This is a genomic window from Amycolatopsis sp. FDAARGOS 1241 (assembly GCF_016889705.1).
Lineage (GTDB): Bacteria > Actinomycetota > Actinomycetes > Mycobacteriales > Pseudonocardiaceae > Amycolatopsis.
Genome location: NZ_CP069526.1, coordinates 3,240,094 through 3,257,373, shown reverse-complemented (window position 1 = coordinate 3,257,373; position 17,280 = coordinate 3,240,094). Strand labels below are relative to the sequence as shown.

16 protein-coding genes are annotated in these 17,280 nt (G+C 71.9%); 9 read left to right on the top strand and 7 right to left on the bottom strand.

Going from position 1 to position 17,280, the window contains the following annotated elements:
• Positions 1-64: 64 nt before the first annotated feature.
• Positions 65-2,230, top strand: coding sequence for a LuxR C-terminal-related transcriptional regulator (locus tag I6J71_RS15950; protein WP_204095422.1), 2,166 nt, complete (start codon positions 65-67; stop codon positions 2,228-2,230).
• A gap of 123 nt (positions 2,231-2,353) precedes the next feature.
• Positions 2,354-3,274 carry a class I SAM-dependent methyltransferase gene (locus I6J71_RS15945; protein WP_204095421.1) on the top strand — a complete coding sequence of 307 codons (921 nt, stop codon included), beginning with the start codon at positions 2,354-2,356 and terminating at the stop codon, positions 3,272-3,274.
• A 205-nt stretch (positions 3,275-3,479) separates the two neighbouring features.
• On the opposite strand, the gene I6J71_RS15940 is transcribed toward I6J71_RS15945, so the two are convergent.
• The 5 genes from I6J71_RS15940 to I6J71_RS15920 all read right to left on the bottom strand — a co-directional run bounded on the left by I6J71_RS15940 (position 3,480) and on the right by I6J71_RS15920 (position 9,213).
• Complete coding sequence (locus tag I6J71_RS15940; protein WP_204095420.1) at positions 3,480-4,316, bottom strand: fumarylacetoacetate hydrolase family protein; 837 nt, start codon at positions 4,314-4,316, stop codon at positions 3,480-3,482.
• A 9-nt stretch (positions 4,317-4,325) separates the two neighbouring features.
• The gene (locus I6J71_RS15935; protein ID WP_239155370.1) at positions 4,326-5,996 is read right to left on the bottom strand and encodes an IlvD/Edd family dehydratase; all 1,671 of its coding nucleotides are present in this window, start codon (positions 5,994-5,996) and stop codon (positions 4,326-4,328) included.
• Between the two features lie 133 nt (positions 5,997-6,129).
• Entirely contained in the window at positions 6,130-6,954 is an 825-nt protein-coding gene (locus tag I6J71_RS15930; protein WP_204095418.1) for a carbohydrate ABC transporter permease, read from the bottom strand.
• Between the two features lies 1 nt (position 6,955).
• The gene (locus I6J71_RS15925) at positions 6,956-7,921 is read right to left on the bottom strand and encodes a carbohydrate ABC transporter permease (protein WP_204095417.1); all 966 of its coding nucleotides are present in this window, start codon (positions 7,919-7,921) and stop codon (positions 6,956-6,958) included.
• Positions 7,921-9,213 carry an extracellular solute-binding protein gene (locus I6J71_RS15920; protein WP_204095416.1) on the bottom strand — a complete coding sequence of 431 codons (1,293 nt, stop codon included), beginning with the start codon at positions 9,211-9,213 and terminating at the stop codon, positions 7,921-7,923. Before I6J71_RS15920 ends, I6J71_RS15925 begins: the two co-directional genes overlap by 1 nt.
• A 133-nt stretch (positions 9,214-9,346) precedes the next feature.
• Between I6J71_RS15920 and I6J71_RS15915 the strand changes: the two genes are divergently transcribed.
• From I6J71_RS15915 to I6J71_RS15890, 6 genes are all read left to right on the top strand, one after another.
• A complete protein-coding gene (locus tag I6J71_RS15915) occupies positions 9,347-10,366 on the top strand; it encodes a LacI family DNA-binding transcriptional regulator (RefSeq protein ID WP_204095415.1) in 1,020 nt (339 codons plus the stop codon).
• Positions 10,363-12,675, top strand: a complete 2,313-nt coding sequence (locus tag I6J71_RS15910) for a beta-glucosidase (protein ID WP_204095414.1) — start codon at positions 10,363-10,365, stop codon at positions 12,673-12,675. The genes I6J71_RS15915 and I6J71_RS15910 overlap by 4 nt, the downstream gene beginning before the upstream one ends.
• A 90-nt stretch (positions 12,676-12,765) precedes the next feature.
• Entirely contained in the window at positions 12,766-13,041 is a 276-nt protein-coding gene (locus tag I6J71_RS15905; RefSeq protein ID WP_204095413.1) for a YggT family protein, read from the top strand.
• Between the two features lie 80 nt (positions 13,042-13,121).
• Positions 13,122-13,424 (top strand): hypothetical protein, encoded by a 303-nt coding sequence (locus I6J71_RS15900; protein WP_204095412.1) that lies wholly within the window; start codon positions 13,122-13,124, stop codon positions 13,422-13,424.
• Entirely contained in the window at positions 13,372-13,797 is a 426-nt protein-coding gene (locus I6J71_RS15895) for an alpha/beta hydrolase (protein WP_204097079.1), read from the top strand. Before I6J71_RS15900 ends, I6J71_RS15895 begins: the two co-directional genes overlap by 53 nt.
• Complete coding sequence (locus I6J71_RS15890) at positions 13,743-14,045, top strand: alpha/beta hydrolase family protein (protein ID WP_370542215.1); 303 nt, start codon at positions 13,743-13,745, stop codon at positions 14,043-14,045. Before I6J71_RS15895 ends, I6J71_RS15890 begins: the two co-directional genes overlap by 55 nt.
• Before the next feature lie 3 nt (positions 14,046-14,048).
• Here I6J71_RS15890 and I6J71_RS15885 read toward each other — a convergent pair whose 3' ends face one another.
• Together I6J71_RS15885 and I6J71_RS15880 are read right to left on the bottom strand one after the other, a co-directional pair.
• Positions 14,049-14,810, bottom strand: coding sequence for an SDR family NAD(P)-dependent oxidoreductase (locus I6J71_RS15885; RefSeq protein ID WP_204095411.1), 762 nt, complete (start codon positions 14,808-14,810; stop codon positions 14,049-14,051).
• An 11-nt stretch (positions 14,811-14,821) separates the two neighbouring features.
• Positions 14,822-15,820, bottom strand: coding sequence for an acetamidase/formamidase family protein (locus tag I6J71_RS15880; protein WP_204095410.1), 999 nt, complete (start codon positions 15,818-15,820; stop codon positions 14,822-14,824).
• A 201-nt stretch (positions 15,821-16,021) separates the two neighbouring features.
• On the opposite strand from I6J71_RS15880, the gene fdhA reads away from it, so the two are divergent.
• The gene (gene fdhA, locus I6J71_RS15875) at positions 16,022-17,236 is read left to right on the top strand and encodes a formaldehyde dehydrogenase, glutathione-independent (RefSeq protein WP_204095409.1); all 1,215 of its coding nucleotides are present in this window, start codon (positions 16,022-16,024) and stop codon (positions 17,234-17,236) included.
• Positions 17,237-17,280 lie beyond the last annotated feature (44 nt).

Genomic DNA, 17,280 nt, shown 5'->3' with positions numbered 1-17,280 from the left:
GGCGTTACGAAACCGCAGTTGCAGCGCGATCAGCCGACGTTACGTCTCGCTCTAGGCTGCCGGCGTGTTGTGCCTCAGCTGCGGTGCCCCACTGTCCCCTGGGCCGGGAAAACAGGGCGGGCGGCGCCCGCGGTACTGCTCCGGCGCGTGCCGGCAGCGCGCGTACCGGCGCCGGGTCCGGACCACGCGGCCCGGCCCGGGCTGCATCGGGCGGCGCGTAGAGCTCGCGACGCTTCGCCGGCTGCTCACCCGCCACCGGCTCGTCACGATCACCGGCCCGGGTGGCATCGGCAAGACCCGGCTCGCGGCCGAGCTCACCGCACCCGTGCTCGATGTGTCCATTGTGGATCCGCCAGTGCCGCCGGACGCCGACCTCGTCGTTCTGGACGGTTGCGACCACCGGCCCGGTGCCACGTCAGAGCTGGTCAGGCGGCTGCTGGGCGAAAGACCGGAGGTGCGGATCGTGGCCACGAGCCGCAGCCTGCTCGGCGTCGAGGGCGAGCAGGTGCTTCCGCTGCGTGGCCTCGCTTCTGCCGACGCAGCGCGGCTGCTTCTGGACCGGATCCGCCTGCTCAACCCGTTCTTCGCCGTCGGTCCCGCCGACGTCACGGACTTGTGCCGCGTCCTCGAAGGCGTCCCCGCCGCGCTCGAGCTGGCCGCGCCGCGCGTGCGCCTGCTCGGTCCGGCCGGCGCGTCCGAAGGCCTCACGACGGCGCTCGACCTCGCGCCCGGCGAGCGGTCCGTGCGCGCGGATCTCGAACGCGACCAGCGGCGGCTCGCCCCGTCCGAACGCGCGGCGTGGCACCGGCTGGCGGTGCTGCCCGGGCCGTTCGACGCCGAGCTGGCGGCCGTCCTCGGCGCCGGTCCCGGTGTGCTGGACCGGCTGGTGACGGAGTCGCTGCTCGTGCCTGAGCCCGCCGCCGACGGCACGACCTACCTGCGACTGTGGGCGGGGGGCCGTGCGTTCGCGCGCGAGCAGCTCGACGCCGAAGGGAACACGGACGCCGCGTTCGAGGCGCTCGCGGCCCACCTCGTGGCGCAGGTCGAACCGCACCTGCCGGCGTTCCTCCTGCCTGAGGGCCTGTGCCGGCGGCTCGTCGCGCGGGCCGACCACGTGCTGGCGGCGATCGGCTGGCTCACCGCGCGTGGCGACGCGCGGCTCGCCGTGCCGGCCTGCGGGCTCGCCCGGGCGTGGCTGGCGCTCGGGCGCCACCTCGAAGAGAGCGAACGGCTCGTGCGCGCCGCGCTCCCGCACGTCGCCGATCGGCCGGACCTCACCGCGTCGCTGCAAGCGGCGCTGTGCAAAGCTTTGCACCGCGCCGGCCGCTTCGGCGAGCAATTGCGCATCGGTGCGGACGCACTGGCGCTGGAGTCCACACTGGACCGTCCGGCACGCATCGCATCGCTCCACGACCTCCTCGCGGCCGGGCACCGCGCTTCCGGCTCGCCGGCGCAGGCGGACGGGCACTACCGCGCTGCGCTGTCGCTCGCCCGCGAGCTCGGTGACCCGGCCGTGCTCTCGGTGCTGCTCAACGACCTCGCGTGGGCCGCCGTGGAATCAGGCGACCTCACCGAGGCGCAGGAACTGCTCGGCGAAGGCCTCCCGCTCGCACGTGCGCACGCGACCCCCGGTCGGCTCGCGAGCGTGCTGCACACCGCCGGCACCGCCGCCCTCGCCGCCGGCGACCACGCGACGGCCGAAGCCCGGTTCGTGGAGGCCCTCCTCGTCACCGCCCCCACCGACGGCCTCAAGGTGCCCTACTTCACCGAGGGCGTCGCCATCGTCCTGACCACCCGCGGCGACCACGAGCGCGCGCTGGGCCTGTTCGCCTGCGCCGACGCCGTCCGCCGCGGCCTGGACGCCGTGGCGGAACCCGCGTGGCGCCACCGCGTCCGCTCGGCCGCCGCCACCGCGGCCACTGCTCTCGACCCCCGCCGCGCCCGCGCCGCCACCCGCGCCGGCACGCGCGTCTCCCTCGCCGCCGCCGTCGCCCATTCCCTCGACGCGAGTGAGCACTTCCACGCCACCGGCCACGACCGGCTGACACCCCAGGAGCAGACCGTCGCCGCCCTCGTCACCGACGGCCTGACCAACCAGCAGATCGCGCGCCGCCTCGGCATCGCCCCGCGCACGGTCGCCACCCACCTCGAACGCATCCGCGCCAAACTCGGCGTCCGCCCCCGGTCCGCGCTGGCCGCGTGGTTCACCCGCACCACCGCCGACGGGTGACCGAGGCCGGCCGGGCACCACGGCGTGACCGCTGACGGTGCCAGGCCCGTGGGGTGACCGCATCGTCCGGGTGGTATGCCCTTTCCCGAACACGACCGAGGTTCACGGAAAGAGGGGCAGCACGTGGAATCCACCAGGCGCGACGGAGACACCTGGGACCTGGCGTCCAGCGTCGGCGCGACCGCCACCATGGCCGCGGCGGCCCGGGCGATCGCGACCCGCGAGGATCGTTCGCTCATCGACGACCCGTTCGCCGAACCGCTCGTGCGGGCGGTCGGCGTCGACCTGCTCACCCGGCTGGCGACGGGCGAAGAGGCCCCCGGCGATTTGGTCGGGCACGTGTGGATCGACCTGGCCAAGGTCCGGACCAAGTTCTACGACGAGTTCTTCCTCGACGCGACCAACGCGGGCCTCACGCAGGCCGTGATCCTGGCCTCGGGACTGGATTCCCGCGCGTACCGGCTGCCCTGGCCGGCCGGGACCGTGGTGTACGAGCTCGACCAGCCGCAGGTCGTCGAATTCAAGACCCGTGCCCTGGCCGAGCTGGGCGCCACCCCCACCGCCGACCGGCGGGTGGCCGCGGTCGACCTGCGCGACGACTGGCCCGCCGCGTTGCGCACCGCGGGCTTCGACCCGGCCCGGCCGACCGCGTGGAGCGCCGAAGGCCTGCTGGGCTACCTGCCGCCCGAGGCACAGGATCGCTTGCTGGACACCATCACCGAACTCAGCGCGCCGGGCAGCCGGGTGGCCACGGAAAACAGGCCCAATCCGCGACCGGGCGACGAAGACACGACAAAGGAAAGCCTGGACCGGATCTCCGAACACTGGCGTGCGCAGAACTTCGACACCGACATGACGCGGCTGCGCTATTTCGGCGCGCGCAACGAAGCGGCTCCCTACCTCACCGACCTCGGCTGGACGCTGACCGGAACCAGCATCCGGGACCTCCTCGCCGCCAACCACCTTCCACCCCTCGAGGACGACGGCATGCGCATGGGCGACATGCGCTACGTCATTGGCACCCTCACCAACATCGGGGAGTAGCGCCACTCCGCCCGACGACCGGCTCGGCCCGCGGGTTCGGCCACGGATTCGGCCCTCATCCGCACTGTGTCGTCTTCGGCGGCCGCGGACCGGGCGCGGGGCGCCGGACGCCGTCCGGCGGAGGGTGATGGCCGGCGGGGCAGCCTCGAGCCGGCGTTCCTCCCGGGGTTGCTCGACGGCTTTGCGACGGCACCAGCCCCAGCGGCTAGGGGAACAACCCCCTCCGAACGGGGTTGTGGAGGGTGCCGATGCCGTCGATGGTGATGGTGACCTCGTCGCCGTCCTGCAGGGTCACGTCGGGGCCCGGGACGGCGGACGTGCCGGTGGCGAGCACGACGCCGCGCGGGTAGCGGTCGCCGCGGTAGAGGGAGGCGACCAGGTCCGGCAGTTTGCGGTGCAGGCGCGCGGTGGTGGTCTGGCCGGACCACAGCGGGGCGCCGCCGCGGTCGATGCGGACCGAGATCGCCAGTGCGTACGGATCGGGCACGGCGGAGGCGAGCACGATCGACGGGCCTGCCGCGCACGAACCGCGGTACATCTTGGCCTGCGGGAGGTACAGCGGGTTCTCGCCTTCGATGCTGCGGGAGCTGACGTCGTTCACCACGGTGTACCCGACGATCTCGCCCAGCGCGTTGGCCACCACCGCCAGTTCTGGCTCGGGCACGTCCCACGTCGAGTCCTCCCGGACGCCGATCACCTCACCCGGCCCGCGCACCCGCCGGCCGATGCTCTTGAAGAACAGTTCCGGCCGCTCGGCGTCGTACACGCGGGCGTAGATCGCCGCGTCGCCGCTCTCTTCCATGCGGGCCTCGCGCGACACCTCGTACGTCACGCCCGCCGCCCACACCTCGGTGTCGTCGTCGACCGGCGCGAGTGGTGCCCCCGGCGAAGCGGACCCCAGCGGAACGGCGGCCACCCGCGCCGTCAGCTCCACCGCCGGCAATTCGAGCAACGAGCCCAACGTTGTGCCCGGCGGCAGGAGCCCGGTGCCCGACACCCCGGCCACGCCCCAGCCCGCCGCCGTCTTGACCAGCGAAGTCATCCCGGCCCCTCAGTGCGAATCGCGCGGCACACCCGGGCCGCGGGAACCGTGCAGGAAATCGAAATCCGCGCCCTGGTGGGCCTGCGTCACGTGGTGCGTGTAGAGCCACGTGTACCCGCTGACGTACGGCGATTCCGGCGGCTGCCACGCGGCCCGGCGCGCGGCCAGCTCCTCGTCCGAGACGTGGAGCGTCAACGAACGGGCGGGCGTGTCGAGTGTGATCCGGTCGCCGGTCCGCACCAGCGCGAGCGGGCCGCCCGCGGCGGACTCCGGGCTCACGTGCAGCACGACCGTGCCGTAGCCGGTGCCGGACATGCGGCCGTCGCAGATGCGGACGAGGTCGGAGACGCCGTCCTTGAGCAGCTTCGCCGGCAGCGGCACGTTGGCCACCTCCGGCATGCCCGGGTAGCCCTTCGGCCCGGCGCCGCGGATCACCAGCACGGTGTCGGCGGTGACGTCGAGGTCCGGGTCGTCCGCGACGCGGTGGTAGTCCTCGGCGGTGTCGAACACGAGCGCCGGACCGGTGTGCGTGAGCAGCTCCGGCGACGCGGCCGACTGCTTGAGCACCGCCCCGTCCGGCGCGAGGTTCCCGGTGAGCACGGCGGTTCCGGTCCCCGCCGGCTGGAACGGATCGGCGACCTCGGTGATCACCTCGTCGTTCCAGCACTCGGCGTCGGACACGTTGTCCGCCAGCGACTTCCCCGTCACGGTGACCGTGTTCTGCTGCAACAGCCCGGCTGCGGCCAGCCGCCGCACGACCACGGGCAGGCCGCCCGCGTAGCAGAAGTCCTCCATCAGGAACTTCCCCGACGGCATGAGGTTCACGAGCGTCGGCACCTCGCGGCCAAGCGCGTCGAAGTCCGCCATCGCCAGCGGCACGCCGACGCGGCCCGCGAGCGCGAGCAGGTGGATGATCGCGTTGGTCGAGCCGCCGATGGCCGCGTTCACGCGGATCGCGTTCTCGAACGCCTCGCGCGTGAGGATCGCCGACGGCCGCAGCTGCTCCTCCACCATCGCCACGATCCGCTGCCCTGCCGCCTGCGCAGTCTCGAACCGGCGCGCGTCGACGGCCGGCCAGGTCGCCGAGCCGGGCAGTTGCATGCCGAGCGCCTCGGCGAGGCACGCCATGGTCGACGCCGTGCCCATGGTCATGCAGTGCCCGTTCGAGCGCGCCATGCAACCTTCGGCGAAGAAGCACTCCTCCTGGCTCATGCGCCCGGCCTTGAGCTCTTCCTCGAACTTCCACACGTGCGTGCCGGACCCGACGTCCTCACCTCGGAACTTGCCGTTGAGCATCGGGCCGCCGGTCACCATCACCGCGGGCAGGTCGACACTCGCCGCGCCCATCAGCATCGCGGGCGTCGTCTTGTCACAGCCGGACAGCAGCACCACACCGTCGAGCGGGTTGGCGCGGATGAGCTCCTCGACCTCCATCGCCATGAGGTTGCGGTAGAGCATCGCGGTGGGCCGCATGAGCGTTTCGCCCGTGGCCATGGTCGGGAACATCAACGGGAACCCGCCGGCCTGCCAGACGCCGCGCTTCACCGCCTCGGCCACCCGGGTGAGGTGGACGTTGCACGGTGCGAGCTCCGACGCGCTCGTCGCGATGCCGATCACCGGCCGCCCGTCGAACACGTCCGGGCCGAACCCCTGCGACCGCATCCACGAGCGGTGGATCATCCCCGCCCGCCCCGACGCACCGAACCACGCCGCGCTGCGCCGGCCACCCTGCCCTTCGCCCACGTGAACCACGCCTCCCGGAGCCGATGGTCTTTCCCCCACTCCACCGCACCCGGTGCGGCGGGGCAAGCGATCAGCCCTTGACCGACCCGGTCAGCCCACCCACGATCCGCCGTTGCGCCACCACGAAGAACCCGAGCGCCGGCACCATCGACAGCGCCGTGAACGCGAGCACTCGCGCCGTGTCCTGCGAATACTGCGACTGGAACGTCGCCACGCCCAGCGGCAGCGTGAAGTGCGTGCTGTCGTTGAACACCAGCAGCGGCAGCAGGTAGGCGTTCCAGCTCGTCACGAACGCGAGCACCGCGACGGTGGTGAGCGCGGGCGCCGAGAGCGGCAGCATGATCCGCCAGAAGAACCCGAGCCGGCTCGCACCGTCGAGCACCGCGGCGTCCTCGAGTTCCCCGGGCACGGCGTGCATGAACGGCCGCAGGATCACGATCGTGACCGGCAGGGAGAACGCGGCCTCCGGGATCGCGACGCCCAGCGGGTTCTCCAGCAGTCCGAGCTGGCGCAACCACAAGTACAGCGGCAGCGTCGCCACCCCCAGCGGGAACAGTAGCCCGAGGGTGAACAGGACATACGCGGCTTCGCGGCCCTTGAAGGCGTAGCGGGACAAAGCGAACGCAGCCATCGAACCCAGCCCCACGGCCAGCGCCGTCGCCACCACCGCGATCAGCGCGCTGTTGCCGAGGAAACGCCAGAAGCCGGACGAGGTGAGCACGCTGCGGTAGTTGTCCCACACCCACGGCCCCGGCAGGCCCGCCGGATCGCGGTTGAGCTGCCCGTTGGTGCGGAAGCCGCCGAGCACCACGAACAGCAGCGGCACCACCGTGACGACCACGACGACGACCCCGGCCGTGTAACCGGCGACCAGGCCCCAGCGCCGGCCCGCCACGTCAGCTCACCGCCCGGGTCAGGGCACCGGCGGTGTCGCGCCGAAGCGCGAACCTTTGGTACAGCAAGGCGAACACGAAGCAGATGGCGAACAGCACCACGGCGACCGCGCTGCCGAAGCCGAACTCGTAGCGTTTGAACCCGTGGTCCACCAGGTAGCTGGCCATCGTGGCCGACGCGTTGGCCGGGCCGCCGAGCGTCATGATCCACACGAGGTCGAACAGCTGCAGCGAACCGATGACGCTCAGGAACACCCAGATCCGGATCGTGGGGCCGAGCAGCGGCAGCACCACGTGGCGCGTGGTCTGCCACGCGGTCGCGCCGTCGAGCGCGGCGGCTTCGCGCAGCTCCGGCGGCACCCCCTGCAGACCCGCGAGCAGCAGGATGACGCCGAAGCCGAGGTACTTCCACGTCATCACCACGAACAGCGTGTACAGCACGATCCGCGGATCGGCGAGCCACTGGTGCACGAGCCCACCGAGCCCGGCGCCGCGCAGGATCTCGTCGACGAATCCTCCTGGCTGCAGCATGAGCACCCAGATGACGGCCGTGATCGCCTCCGACAGCACGTACGGCGCGAACACGACCATCCGCAGGAACGTGCGGCCCTTGAGCTTGCGGTCCAGCAGCAGCGCGATGCCGATGCTCAGCGGCAGCTGGACCACGATCGAGAGCACGGCCAGGATCACGTTGTGGCCGATCGCGCCGCGGAAGACCGCGCCACCGAACACGTCGGCGTAGTTCTGGAACCCCACGAAGTCCGTGAGCGGGCCGAACCCGTTCCAGGAGTAGAAGCTGTAGTAGAGCGCAATGCCGATGGGCACCAGCACGAACCCCGTGAACAGCGTCAGCGCCGGGCCGAGCAGCAGCACGAGCTCGAGCCGGGTGCGGCCCCGGCGCCGCGCGGGGCGCCGGGGGGCACTGTGGACGGTCCGCGAGCGCGGCCGGGGCGGCGCCGGAGCCGCCATCACTTGTTCCCGGTGGCGGCCTGGTTCACGGCCTGCACCACCGTTTCCGGGTTGCCCTGCCCCGCGAACAGGTTCGCGACGGCGTCGTTGAGCGCCTGCCCGACAGCCGTGGGGAACGCGCGGTCGAAGTACATCTGCACGTACGACGCCTTGCGCGTCTGCTCGGCCACGGCCTTGAGCGACTCGCTCTTCAACGACGCCACGGCCTCGGCGTTCACCGGCAGGCCCGAGCCGGCTTCGGCGATCTTCTTCTGCACCGGCGTGCTCGTGAGGTACTGCAGGAACCCGGCGCACGCGGCCACCGCGCGAGTCGTGCACGAGAACCCGTCACCGCCGCCGAGCAGCGCCGCGGGGTCGCCCGCGCCGCCGGGCACCGACGGGAACGGGAACCAGCCGAGCTTGCCGTCCAGCTCCTTGTCGTCGGTGAGCGAGGACATCGTGCTCGGTTCCCAGTCGCCCTGCAGCTCCATCGCGGCCTTGCCGTTGGCGACGAGGCCGGCCGAGCTGCCCGCGCCCTGCTGCGCCGGCGTGCCGTTGAACCCGGTCTGGAACGGCTGGGTGGCGAGGAAGCCCTGCAGGTCCCGGCCCGCCTTGACCCAGCACGGGTTCTGCAGCTTGCCGGCGGAGATCTCGTCCTTGAGCACCTGCGTGGAGCACGCGCGCACGGCGAAGTAGTCGTAGTAGAAGGCATCGGGCCAGCGGTCCTTGCCCCCGAGCGCGATGGGCGCGACCCCGGCGGCCTTCAGCTTGCCGACGGCCGCGGTGAAGTCCGCCATGGTCGTCGGCGGGGCCGTGATCCCGGCCTGCGCGAAAAGGTCCTTCCGGTACCAGAACCCGACGACGTGCTGGACGTACGGCACGCCGTACTGCTTCCCGCCGACCTGCCAGCCCTGCGTGGTCTGGCCGAGGTTGCCGATCCAGCTCTGTACCGACGACGTCAGATCGGCCACACGGCCCGAATCGACCTGTGAAGCCTCGTCCCCGCCGCCCCACTGCTGGTAGAGATCCGGCGGCGTGCTCGACTGCAGCGCCAGCGGCACCTTGGTGGTGAACTCTTCGTTCTGGATCGGCTGCACCGTGAACGACACGTCGGGATGCGCCTTGTGGTAGGCGTCGGCGACCTGCTGCCACAAGGACCGCACAGGCTCCGCCGTGCCGTTGTGCCACCAGGTCAGCGTGACCGGTCCCGACGCGGCGGCCGGCCCGCCGTCGCCACCTCCCCCGCACGCGGAGAGCACGAGCGCGGCTGCCACGACGAGGGCGGCGACGGGGGATTTCCGGCTGGGACGCATGGCGGATCCACTCCTGACGACTTCGGCCGAGTTGGACGGGGCGTGACGGCGCCCGGGATGGCGAAGAGTCTGCGCGCCCGAAATTCCCGTGTCAATCGTTGTCGATAACGTTTTACATCGCTAGGCTGGCCCGGTGCAGCCTCGTTCCCGTGTCACGATCCGTGACGTCGCCGCCCACGCCGGAGTGTCCGTCGCGACGGTGTCCAAGGTGATCAACCAGCGCTACGGTGTCGCCGCCGACACGTTCGCGCGGGTCCGCGCCGTGATCGACGAGCTGGGGTACGAGGCAAGCCTCGTGGCGCAGAGCCTGCGCAACCACAAGACCAACGTGATCGGCATCCTCGTGGCCGACCTCGAACCGTTCAGCACCGAGCTGCTCAAGGGCGCGGCGGACGCGATCCGCGGCACCGGGTTCGAGCTCGTCGTGTACTCCGCCGGCGGGCGCACCGGCGACCCGGAGGGCTGGGAACGCCGGTACCTGTCCCGGCTGAGCGGCACGCTCGTCGACGGCGCGGTGCTCGTGACCCCCGCGGCCGAACTCGAAGGCCTGCCCGGAACTCCCGTCGTCGCCGTGGATCCGCACACCGGGCGCTCGCCGTTGCCGGCGATCGTCTCCGACAACCTGCGCGGCGCGCAGCTGGCGACCGAACACCTGCTCGGGCTCGGGCACAGGCGGATCGCGCTGCTCGCGGGCCGGCCGGACCTGCAGTCGGCGCAGCTGCGCGAGACCGGCTACCGGCACGCCCTGGCCGCGGCCGGCGTGGAGGTGGACGAGACCCTGGTCGTGGCCGGGGATTACGACGGGGAGCTCGCCGCGGCGTCGGCACGCGAACTGCTGACGCGCCCCGACCGGCCGACGGCGGTGTTCGCCGCCAACGACACCTCCGCCATTGCCACACTGGAAGCCGCTTCGGCACTGGGCCTGCGCGTGCCGGACGACGTGTCCGTGGTCGGCTTCGACAACATCCCCGAATCGGCGCTGTGCACTCCCCCGCTCACCACGGTGGAGCAGCCCATCCGCGAGATGGGCCACCGCGCGATCACCGTCCTCATCGGACTCATGAACGGCGGACCCGAGGAGCGTGAGCCCGTGGTGCTCGACACGAAACTGGTGGTGCGCTCGTCGAGCGCCGCGCCGCGAGCCCGCTCGTGACCACCGAGACCACCCAGCCCGCCGAGGCCGCGGGGGAACCGTGGCGCGACCCGCGGCTGCCCGTCGCCGAGCGGGTGCGCGACCTCGTGGCGCGCCTGTCCGTGCGGGAGAAGGTGGCTCAGCTGTCCGGGATCTGGGTCGGCATGGACTCCGGTGGTGAAGTCGCGCCGCACCAGCACGACTTCGCGCAGGATCCGCCCGACTGGGACGCGCTCGTGCCGCACGGCGTCGGGCAGCTGACCCGCGCGTTCGGCACGCGGCCGGTCGACCCGGAGATCGGCGCGCGCGGGCTCGCGCGGACGCAGGAGGAGATCGTGGCGCGCGGGCGCTTCGGCATCCCCGCCGTGGTGCACGAGGAATGCCTCACCGGTCTGGCGGCGTGGCAGGCGACGGTGTACCCGGCCCCGCTGTGCTGGGGCGCGAGCTTCGACCCGGACCTGGTGCGGCGCATGGCTTCCCGCATCGGGCGGACCATGCGGGCGCTCGGCGTGCACCAGGGCCTGGCGCCGGTGCTCGACGTGGCGCGGGATCTGCGCTGGGGCCGCGTCGAGGAGACCATCGGCGAGGACCCCTACCTCGTGGGCACCATCGGCGCGGCCTACGTCGCCGGGCTCGAGTCCGCCGGGATCGTCGCGACGCTCAAGCACTTCGCGGGCTACTCGGCGTCGAAAGCCGGGCGCAATCTCGCGCCGGTGGCGATCGGGCCGCGCGAGTTCGCCGACGTGCTGCTGCCCCCGTTCGAGCACGCGCTGCGCGCCGGGGCGCGCTCGGTGATGAACTCCTACACCGACCTCGACGGGCTGCCCGCCGCGGCGGACCCCGGACTGCTGACCACCCTGCTGCGCGAGCGCTACGGGTTCACCGGCACCGTGGTGGCCGACTACTTCTCCGTGGCGTTCCTGCACACCCTGCACCACGTCGCGACCGGACCGGCGGACGCGGCGCGCCAGGCGCTCACCGCGGGCGTCGACGTGGAATTGCCCACAGTGGACTGCTACGGTGCGCCGCTCGTGGCCGCGCTGGCGGACGGCAGCGTCGAGGAGTCCCTCGTGGACCGCGCGCTGCACCGCGTGCTGACGCAGAAGTTCGAGCTGGGCCTGCTGGATCCCGAGTGGTCACCACATCCGGCCGTGACGGCGCTGGACGACGCGGAGTCCCGCGCGCTCGCGCGGGAGCTCGCGGAGCGGTCGGTGGTGCTGCTGTCGAACACCGGAGCGCTGCCGCTGCGTTCCGGTGTCCGGCTGGCGGTCGTGGGCCCGCGCGCGGACGAGCCGGGCGCGATGCTCGGCTGCTATTCGTTCCCGATGCACGTCGGCGTGCACCACCCGGGCGTGCCGATCGGGCTCGACGTGCCGACGGTCGCCGAGGCGCTGAGCGAGTCGTTCGACGTCACCTTCGCCCGCGGCTGCGGCGTCACCGACGGGACGGATGAGGAGCTCGCCGCCGCCGTCGAGGCGGCCGCGGCGGCGGACGTCTGCGTCGCCGTGCTCGGCGACCGCGCGGGCCTGTTCGGCGGCGGGACGTCCGGCGAAGGCTGCGACGCTGCCGATCTGCGGCTGCCGGGCCGGCAGGAGGAGCTGCTCGAAGCGGTGCTGGCGACGGGCACACCGGTCGTGCTGGTGCTGCTGTCCGGACGGCCCTACGAGCTGTCGCGCCAGGTCGGCCGCCTGGCGGCCGTCGTGTGCGGGTTCTACCCGGGCGAAGAAGGCGCGGCGGCGCTCGCCGGAGTGCTGACCGGCCGGGTCGAGCCGTCGGGCCGCCTGCCGGTGAGCTTCCCCGCCGCCGGGACGACCCAGCCCTCGACCTACCTCGGCGCGGCACTGGCCGCGCGCAGCGACGTCAGCTCGATCGACCCCACGCCTGTGTTCCCGTTCGGCCACGGCCTCGCCTACCACCCGGCGACGTGGGTCTCGGTCACCGGCGCAGCCACGTGGCCGACGGACGGCACATGCCGGGTGAGCGTCACCCTGCGCAACCCCCATGACACGGAGACGTCGGAGGTCGTCCAGGTCTACCTCCACGACCCGGTCGCCGAGGTCGCGCGCCCGCTGCGCCAGCTGATCGCCGCGCCGCGCGTGGCGCTCCCACCCGGGGCGACCCGGGTGGTGCACCTGGACCTGCACGCGGACCTCACGTCGTTCACCGGCCGGGCCGGCGACCGCCTCGTCGACACCGGTCCGGTGGAGCTGCACATCGGCCCCTCCAGCGCGGTCGCGCACACCGTGCTGGCGGTGCCGATGGCGGGCGCGCGAAGATTCGTGGGCTTCGACCGCGTGCTCCAGCCGCAGGTCACGGTGGTGCCCGGCTGATAAGTCGCTGAGAACTCCGGCAAACGGGACACTCCCCGGGCTCTTCCGGCGTTGAGCAGGGTGCAACGACTGCCATCCGAGGAGTGTGTGATGAGCCTGATCGGAACTCTGGTCGGGTACCTGCTGACCCTGTTCATCCTCGTGCTGATCGCGCGGATGATCCTGGACTGGACGCGCGTGGCGACCACCGGGCCGCCCTGGCTCGGGAAAGCGCGCTACTACAGCCACCGCGCGACCGAGCCCGTGATCGCGCCCGTGCGCCGGGTCCTGCGGCCCGTCCGCGCGGGCGGGCTGTCGATCGACCTGGCGTTCACGGTGGTCTTCGTCGCCGCGATCGTCGTGCGGTCGATCGCGTTCGCCCTGTGACGGCTGTACGAAATCCGTCGGCTCTCCCGCTTTCTGGTACGGCTACCGGTTCCGGCTCGCGGTGGGTGATAGTCGGCGCCGTGACCCACGTGCTGCCCGCTCTCCCGCAGACCGCCCCGCCGGAACCCGAGCCGGGCCAGGGCTGTCTGCTCTACCGCGACGCAGTGGTCGCGCCCCTGCTCGGCTACCGGCCGCTGCTGCTCGACCTGGTCGTGCCGGCCGGCCCGCCACCCGCGACGGGCCGGCCGGTGGTCGTGTTCGTGCACAGCGGCGCCTTCGCCGTCGGCTCGCCCAAGCACGCGCCACTCGGCCGTTACCTCGGGCGACCGCCTGCCGGCCGCGGGGTTCGCCGTCGCCGAGGTCCACTTCAGACACAGCCGTGAGGCGGTGTACCCGGCACAGCCGCACGACGTGAAGGCGGCCGTGCGCTGGCTGCGCCACCCCCACCCGGCGCTCTTGCTCGACCCGGACCGCTTCGCCGCGTGGGGCCACGCCGCGGGCGGGCACCTGGCGGTGATGCTCGCCGTGACCGGCGGCCGCGAAGACCTCGAAGGTGAGATCGGCGTCCTCGGGCCGGACAGCGGCGTGCAGGCTGTCATGGCGTGGAGCGCGCCCTCGGACTTCACGCGGCTGCCGAAGCCCCACCGAGCTCACCGTTCCGCGCCACCGGCGAAGACCCGCACGCCTGGCTGCTGGGCGGCGTGCCCGCCCCGCACCCGGCCCTCGCCGCGGCCGCGAGCCCGCTCTCGCACGTGACCGCGTCGGCCGCGCCCCTGCTCGCCGTCCACGGCACCGCCGACGACGCCGTCCCCATCATCCAGAGCGAAACCCTGGTCACCACCTACTGGCACGCCGGCGCCGACGCGGACTTCCGGTGGCTCGACGACGTCGGCCACGTCTACGGACTGCGCACTCGTGAAGCGATGATCACCGCGGAGATCGACTTCCTGCGCACGCAGTTCGGCGCTCCGGGACCGCGAGCCGGGAGCGCCGAACGGAACTGAGTGCTACAGCTGCACGCCGCGCGACAGCGCCCCGTCGGCCACGAGGTTCGTCCCCGTGATGAACGACGCGAGCGGACTGGCCAGCATCGTCACCGCATAGGCGATCTCCTCCGGCGTGCCCATGCGGCCCGTCGGGTTCAGCCCCAGTGCCTGGTTGTACAGGTCGGGGTTGCCGGTCTCCGTGCTGTGCCAGATGCCGCCCTCGAAGTAGATGTTGCCGGGCGACACGGTGTTCGCGCGGATGCCCTTGGGCGCCAGCTGGAAGGCCAGGCCCTGGATGTAGTGGATCACCGCGGCCTTCATCGTGCCGTAGGCCGGCGCGGCGAAGTCGATCTCGCGGCCCGAGACGCTCGAGATGGCGATGATCGAGCCCGCGTCGCTGCGTTCGAGGTGGGGCAGCGCGGATTCGGCGACGCGGACCGTGTGCATCAGGTCGACCTCGAAGCTCGAGCTCCAGTTCTCCTCGGTCGGGCCGATGGACAGGGCGCTGACGTTCGCCACGACAATGTCGAGACCGTCCAGATCGGCCGCGGCCCGCTCGACCCACGCCGTCAATGCGGTGCCGTCGGCGACGTCCACCGCCTCACCGGACACGGTCGCGCCCGCATCGCGGAAGTCCTTCTCCGTGGCACGCACCTCGGATTCGGTGCGCGCGCAGAACGCCACCTCCGCGCCTTCGCCCGCGAGCGAGGCGACGATCGCGCGCCCGATCCCCTTCGTCCCACCGGTCACCAGGGCCTTGCGCCCGGCCAGCCGCAGATCCATGTGGTCTCCTCCTAGAGCTTCGCGGCCTGCTCGCGCAGGTAGCGGTGCATTCCGCCGTAGGCCTCGCCCGTGGGCAGCAGGCGCTTCGGGATCTTGGTGACGGCGCTGTAGTTCGCGTCGACGACGTTGGCCAGCGGGGCCTGGCTGATCTGGGTGAGCAACTGGTAGGCGTCGAGGGGATCGAGCCCGTACAGCTCGCCGAGCCAGCCGATCATGCCGTGCTGGCTCGAGCGCCACGCGTCCTCCAGCGGGCGCGACGACGCGACCACCACGTAGTGGTCGTCCTGCTCGATCCGCGGCCACACCGGTGCGCCGCCCTTGATCAGCTCCACGATCAGCGTCACGTTCATGGCGCCTTCGACCGCGGTGCCGCACGCCTCGCCCTCACCCTGCCGGTAGTGGCCGTCGCCGACCGAGAACAGCGCGCCCGGCACGTTCACCCCGAGGTAGCAGGTGCTGCCGGCCTTCATCTCGGGCGTGTCCATGTTGCCGCCGAACATGTCGGGGACCAATGAGGTGCGGACCTCACGGCCCGCGGGCGCCACGCCGACCGTACCGAGCATCGGTTCCACCGGCAGGTCGAGGCGGAATTCGCCGCGCAGCGCCTCGAACACCACGACCTGGCGGTCGCGGTCGAGCTGGTAGATCCAGGTCAGCTCGGGCAGCGGCTCGTGCAGCATCGCCGTGCGATCGGTGGCGGTCAGACCACCGAAGAACGGAATCGTCGCCGACGCCGCCCAGTCGCGCGCCGGGTCCAGATCCACGAAGTGCAGCGCGAGTGTGTCGCCCGGTTCGGCACCCTCCACGTAGAACGGACCGGTCTGGGGATTCACCTCTCGCATGTCGAGCTTTTCACTCGGTTTGTCCGCCGCGCTCTGCAGCCGGCCGCTGAACGCGTCCTCGGTCCAGAGCCTCATCAGCGTGCCGGGTGCGACCCGGCGAATGGGTTCCACCCCACCGAAAGTCCACGCGTACTGCTCGCGTTCGGGGGTGAACTCGACGATCTCCACCGCGGCTCCTCCAGACAGTGGCTTCCCGGTCCCCCGCCGCGATCGATCTTGCCCACCCGGGCGTTCGCGGGCAAGTCAGCACGCAGGCCCTTCACGCAGCGCGTTCACTTTTCTAGCATGGATTGCCTGACGTGACGGGAGGAAACCCCCCGCGCCGCGCCACCTGTTCACCGGCGAACGAGGAAAGGCGGCAAGAAACTCATGGCAGGCAACAAAGCGGTCACGTACATGGGTCCGGGCAAGGTCGAGGTCGACACGATCGAGTACCCGGGATTCGTGCTCAAGGACGGTCCGGGTGTGAACCCGGCGAACGTGGGTCGCCAAACGCCCCACGGCGTGATCCTGAAGAACGTGGCGACGAACATCTGCGGTTCCGACCAGCACATGGTCCGGGGGCGCACGACGGCACCGCAGGGCCTGGTGCTGGGTCACGAAATCACCGGCGAAGTGGTCGAGACCGGCCGCGACGTCGAGTTCATCAAGGTGGGCGACCTGGTTTCGGTGCCCTTCAACATCGCGTGCGGCCGGTGCCGCAACTGCAAGGAAGGCAAGACCGGGATCTGCCTGAACGTGAATCCCGACCGGCCCGGTTCGGCGTACGGGTACGTCGACATGGGCGGCTGGGTCGGCGGCCAGGCGGAGTACGTGATGGTGCCCTACGCGGACTGGAACCTCCTGAAGTTCCCCGACCGCGATCAGGCGATGGAGAAGATCCTCGACCTGACCATGCTGTCGGACATCTTCCCGACCGGTTTCCACGGCTGCGTGAGCGCGGGCGTCACGGTCGGTTCGACGGTGTACATCGCGGGCGCCGGGCCGGTGGGCCTGGCGGCGGCCGCCTCGGCGCAGCTGCTGGGCGCCGCCGCGGTGCTCGTGGGCGACCTGAACGCCGACCGGCTGGCGCAGGCGCGCAGCTTCGGCTGCGAGACCGTCGACGTGTCCAAGGGCGACCCGAAGGACCAGATCGAGCAGATCCTGGGCATGCCCGAGGTCGACTGCGGCGTCGACGCCGTCGGGTTCGAGGCGCGCGGACACGGCAAGGAGGCCGCGACCGAGCACCCCGCGGAGGTGCTCAACTCGCTGATGGACATCACCGCCGCCGGCGGCGCCCTCGGCATCCCCGGGCTGTACGTGACGGGTGACCCGGGCGCCGGCGACGAAGCCGCCCGTCACGGGTCGCTGTCCATCCGCATCGGACTGGGCTGGGCGAAGTCGCACTCGTTCACGACCGGTCAGTGCCCGGTGATGAAGTACCACCGGCGGCTGATGATGGCGATCCTGAACGACCGGGTCCAGATCGCGAAGGCCGTGAACGCCACTCCCATCTCGCTCGGGGACGCCCCGCGCGGCTACCACGAGTTCGACGAGGGTGCGGCGCGCAAGTACGTCCTGGACCCGCACGGGATGCTGGTCTGAGTTCCGCGACCGGCGGGGTGGCGCTTCCGGGACGTGGCGCCACC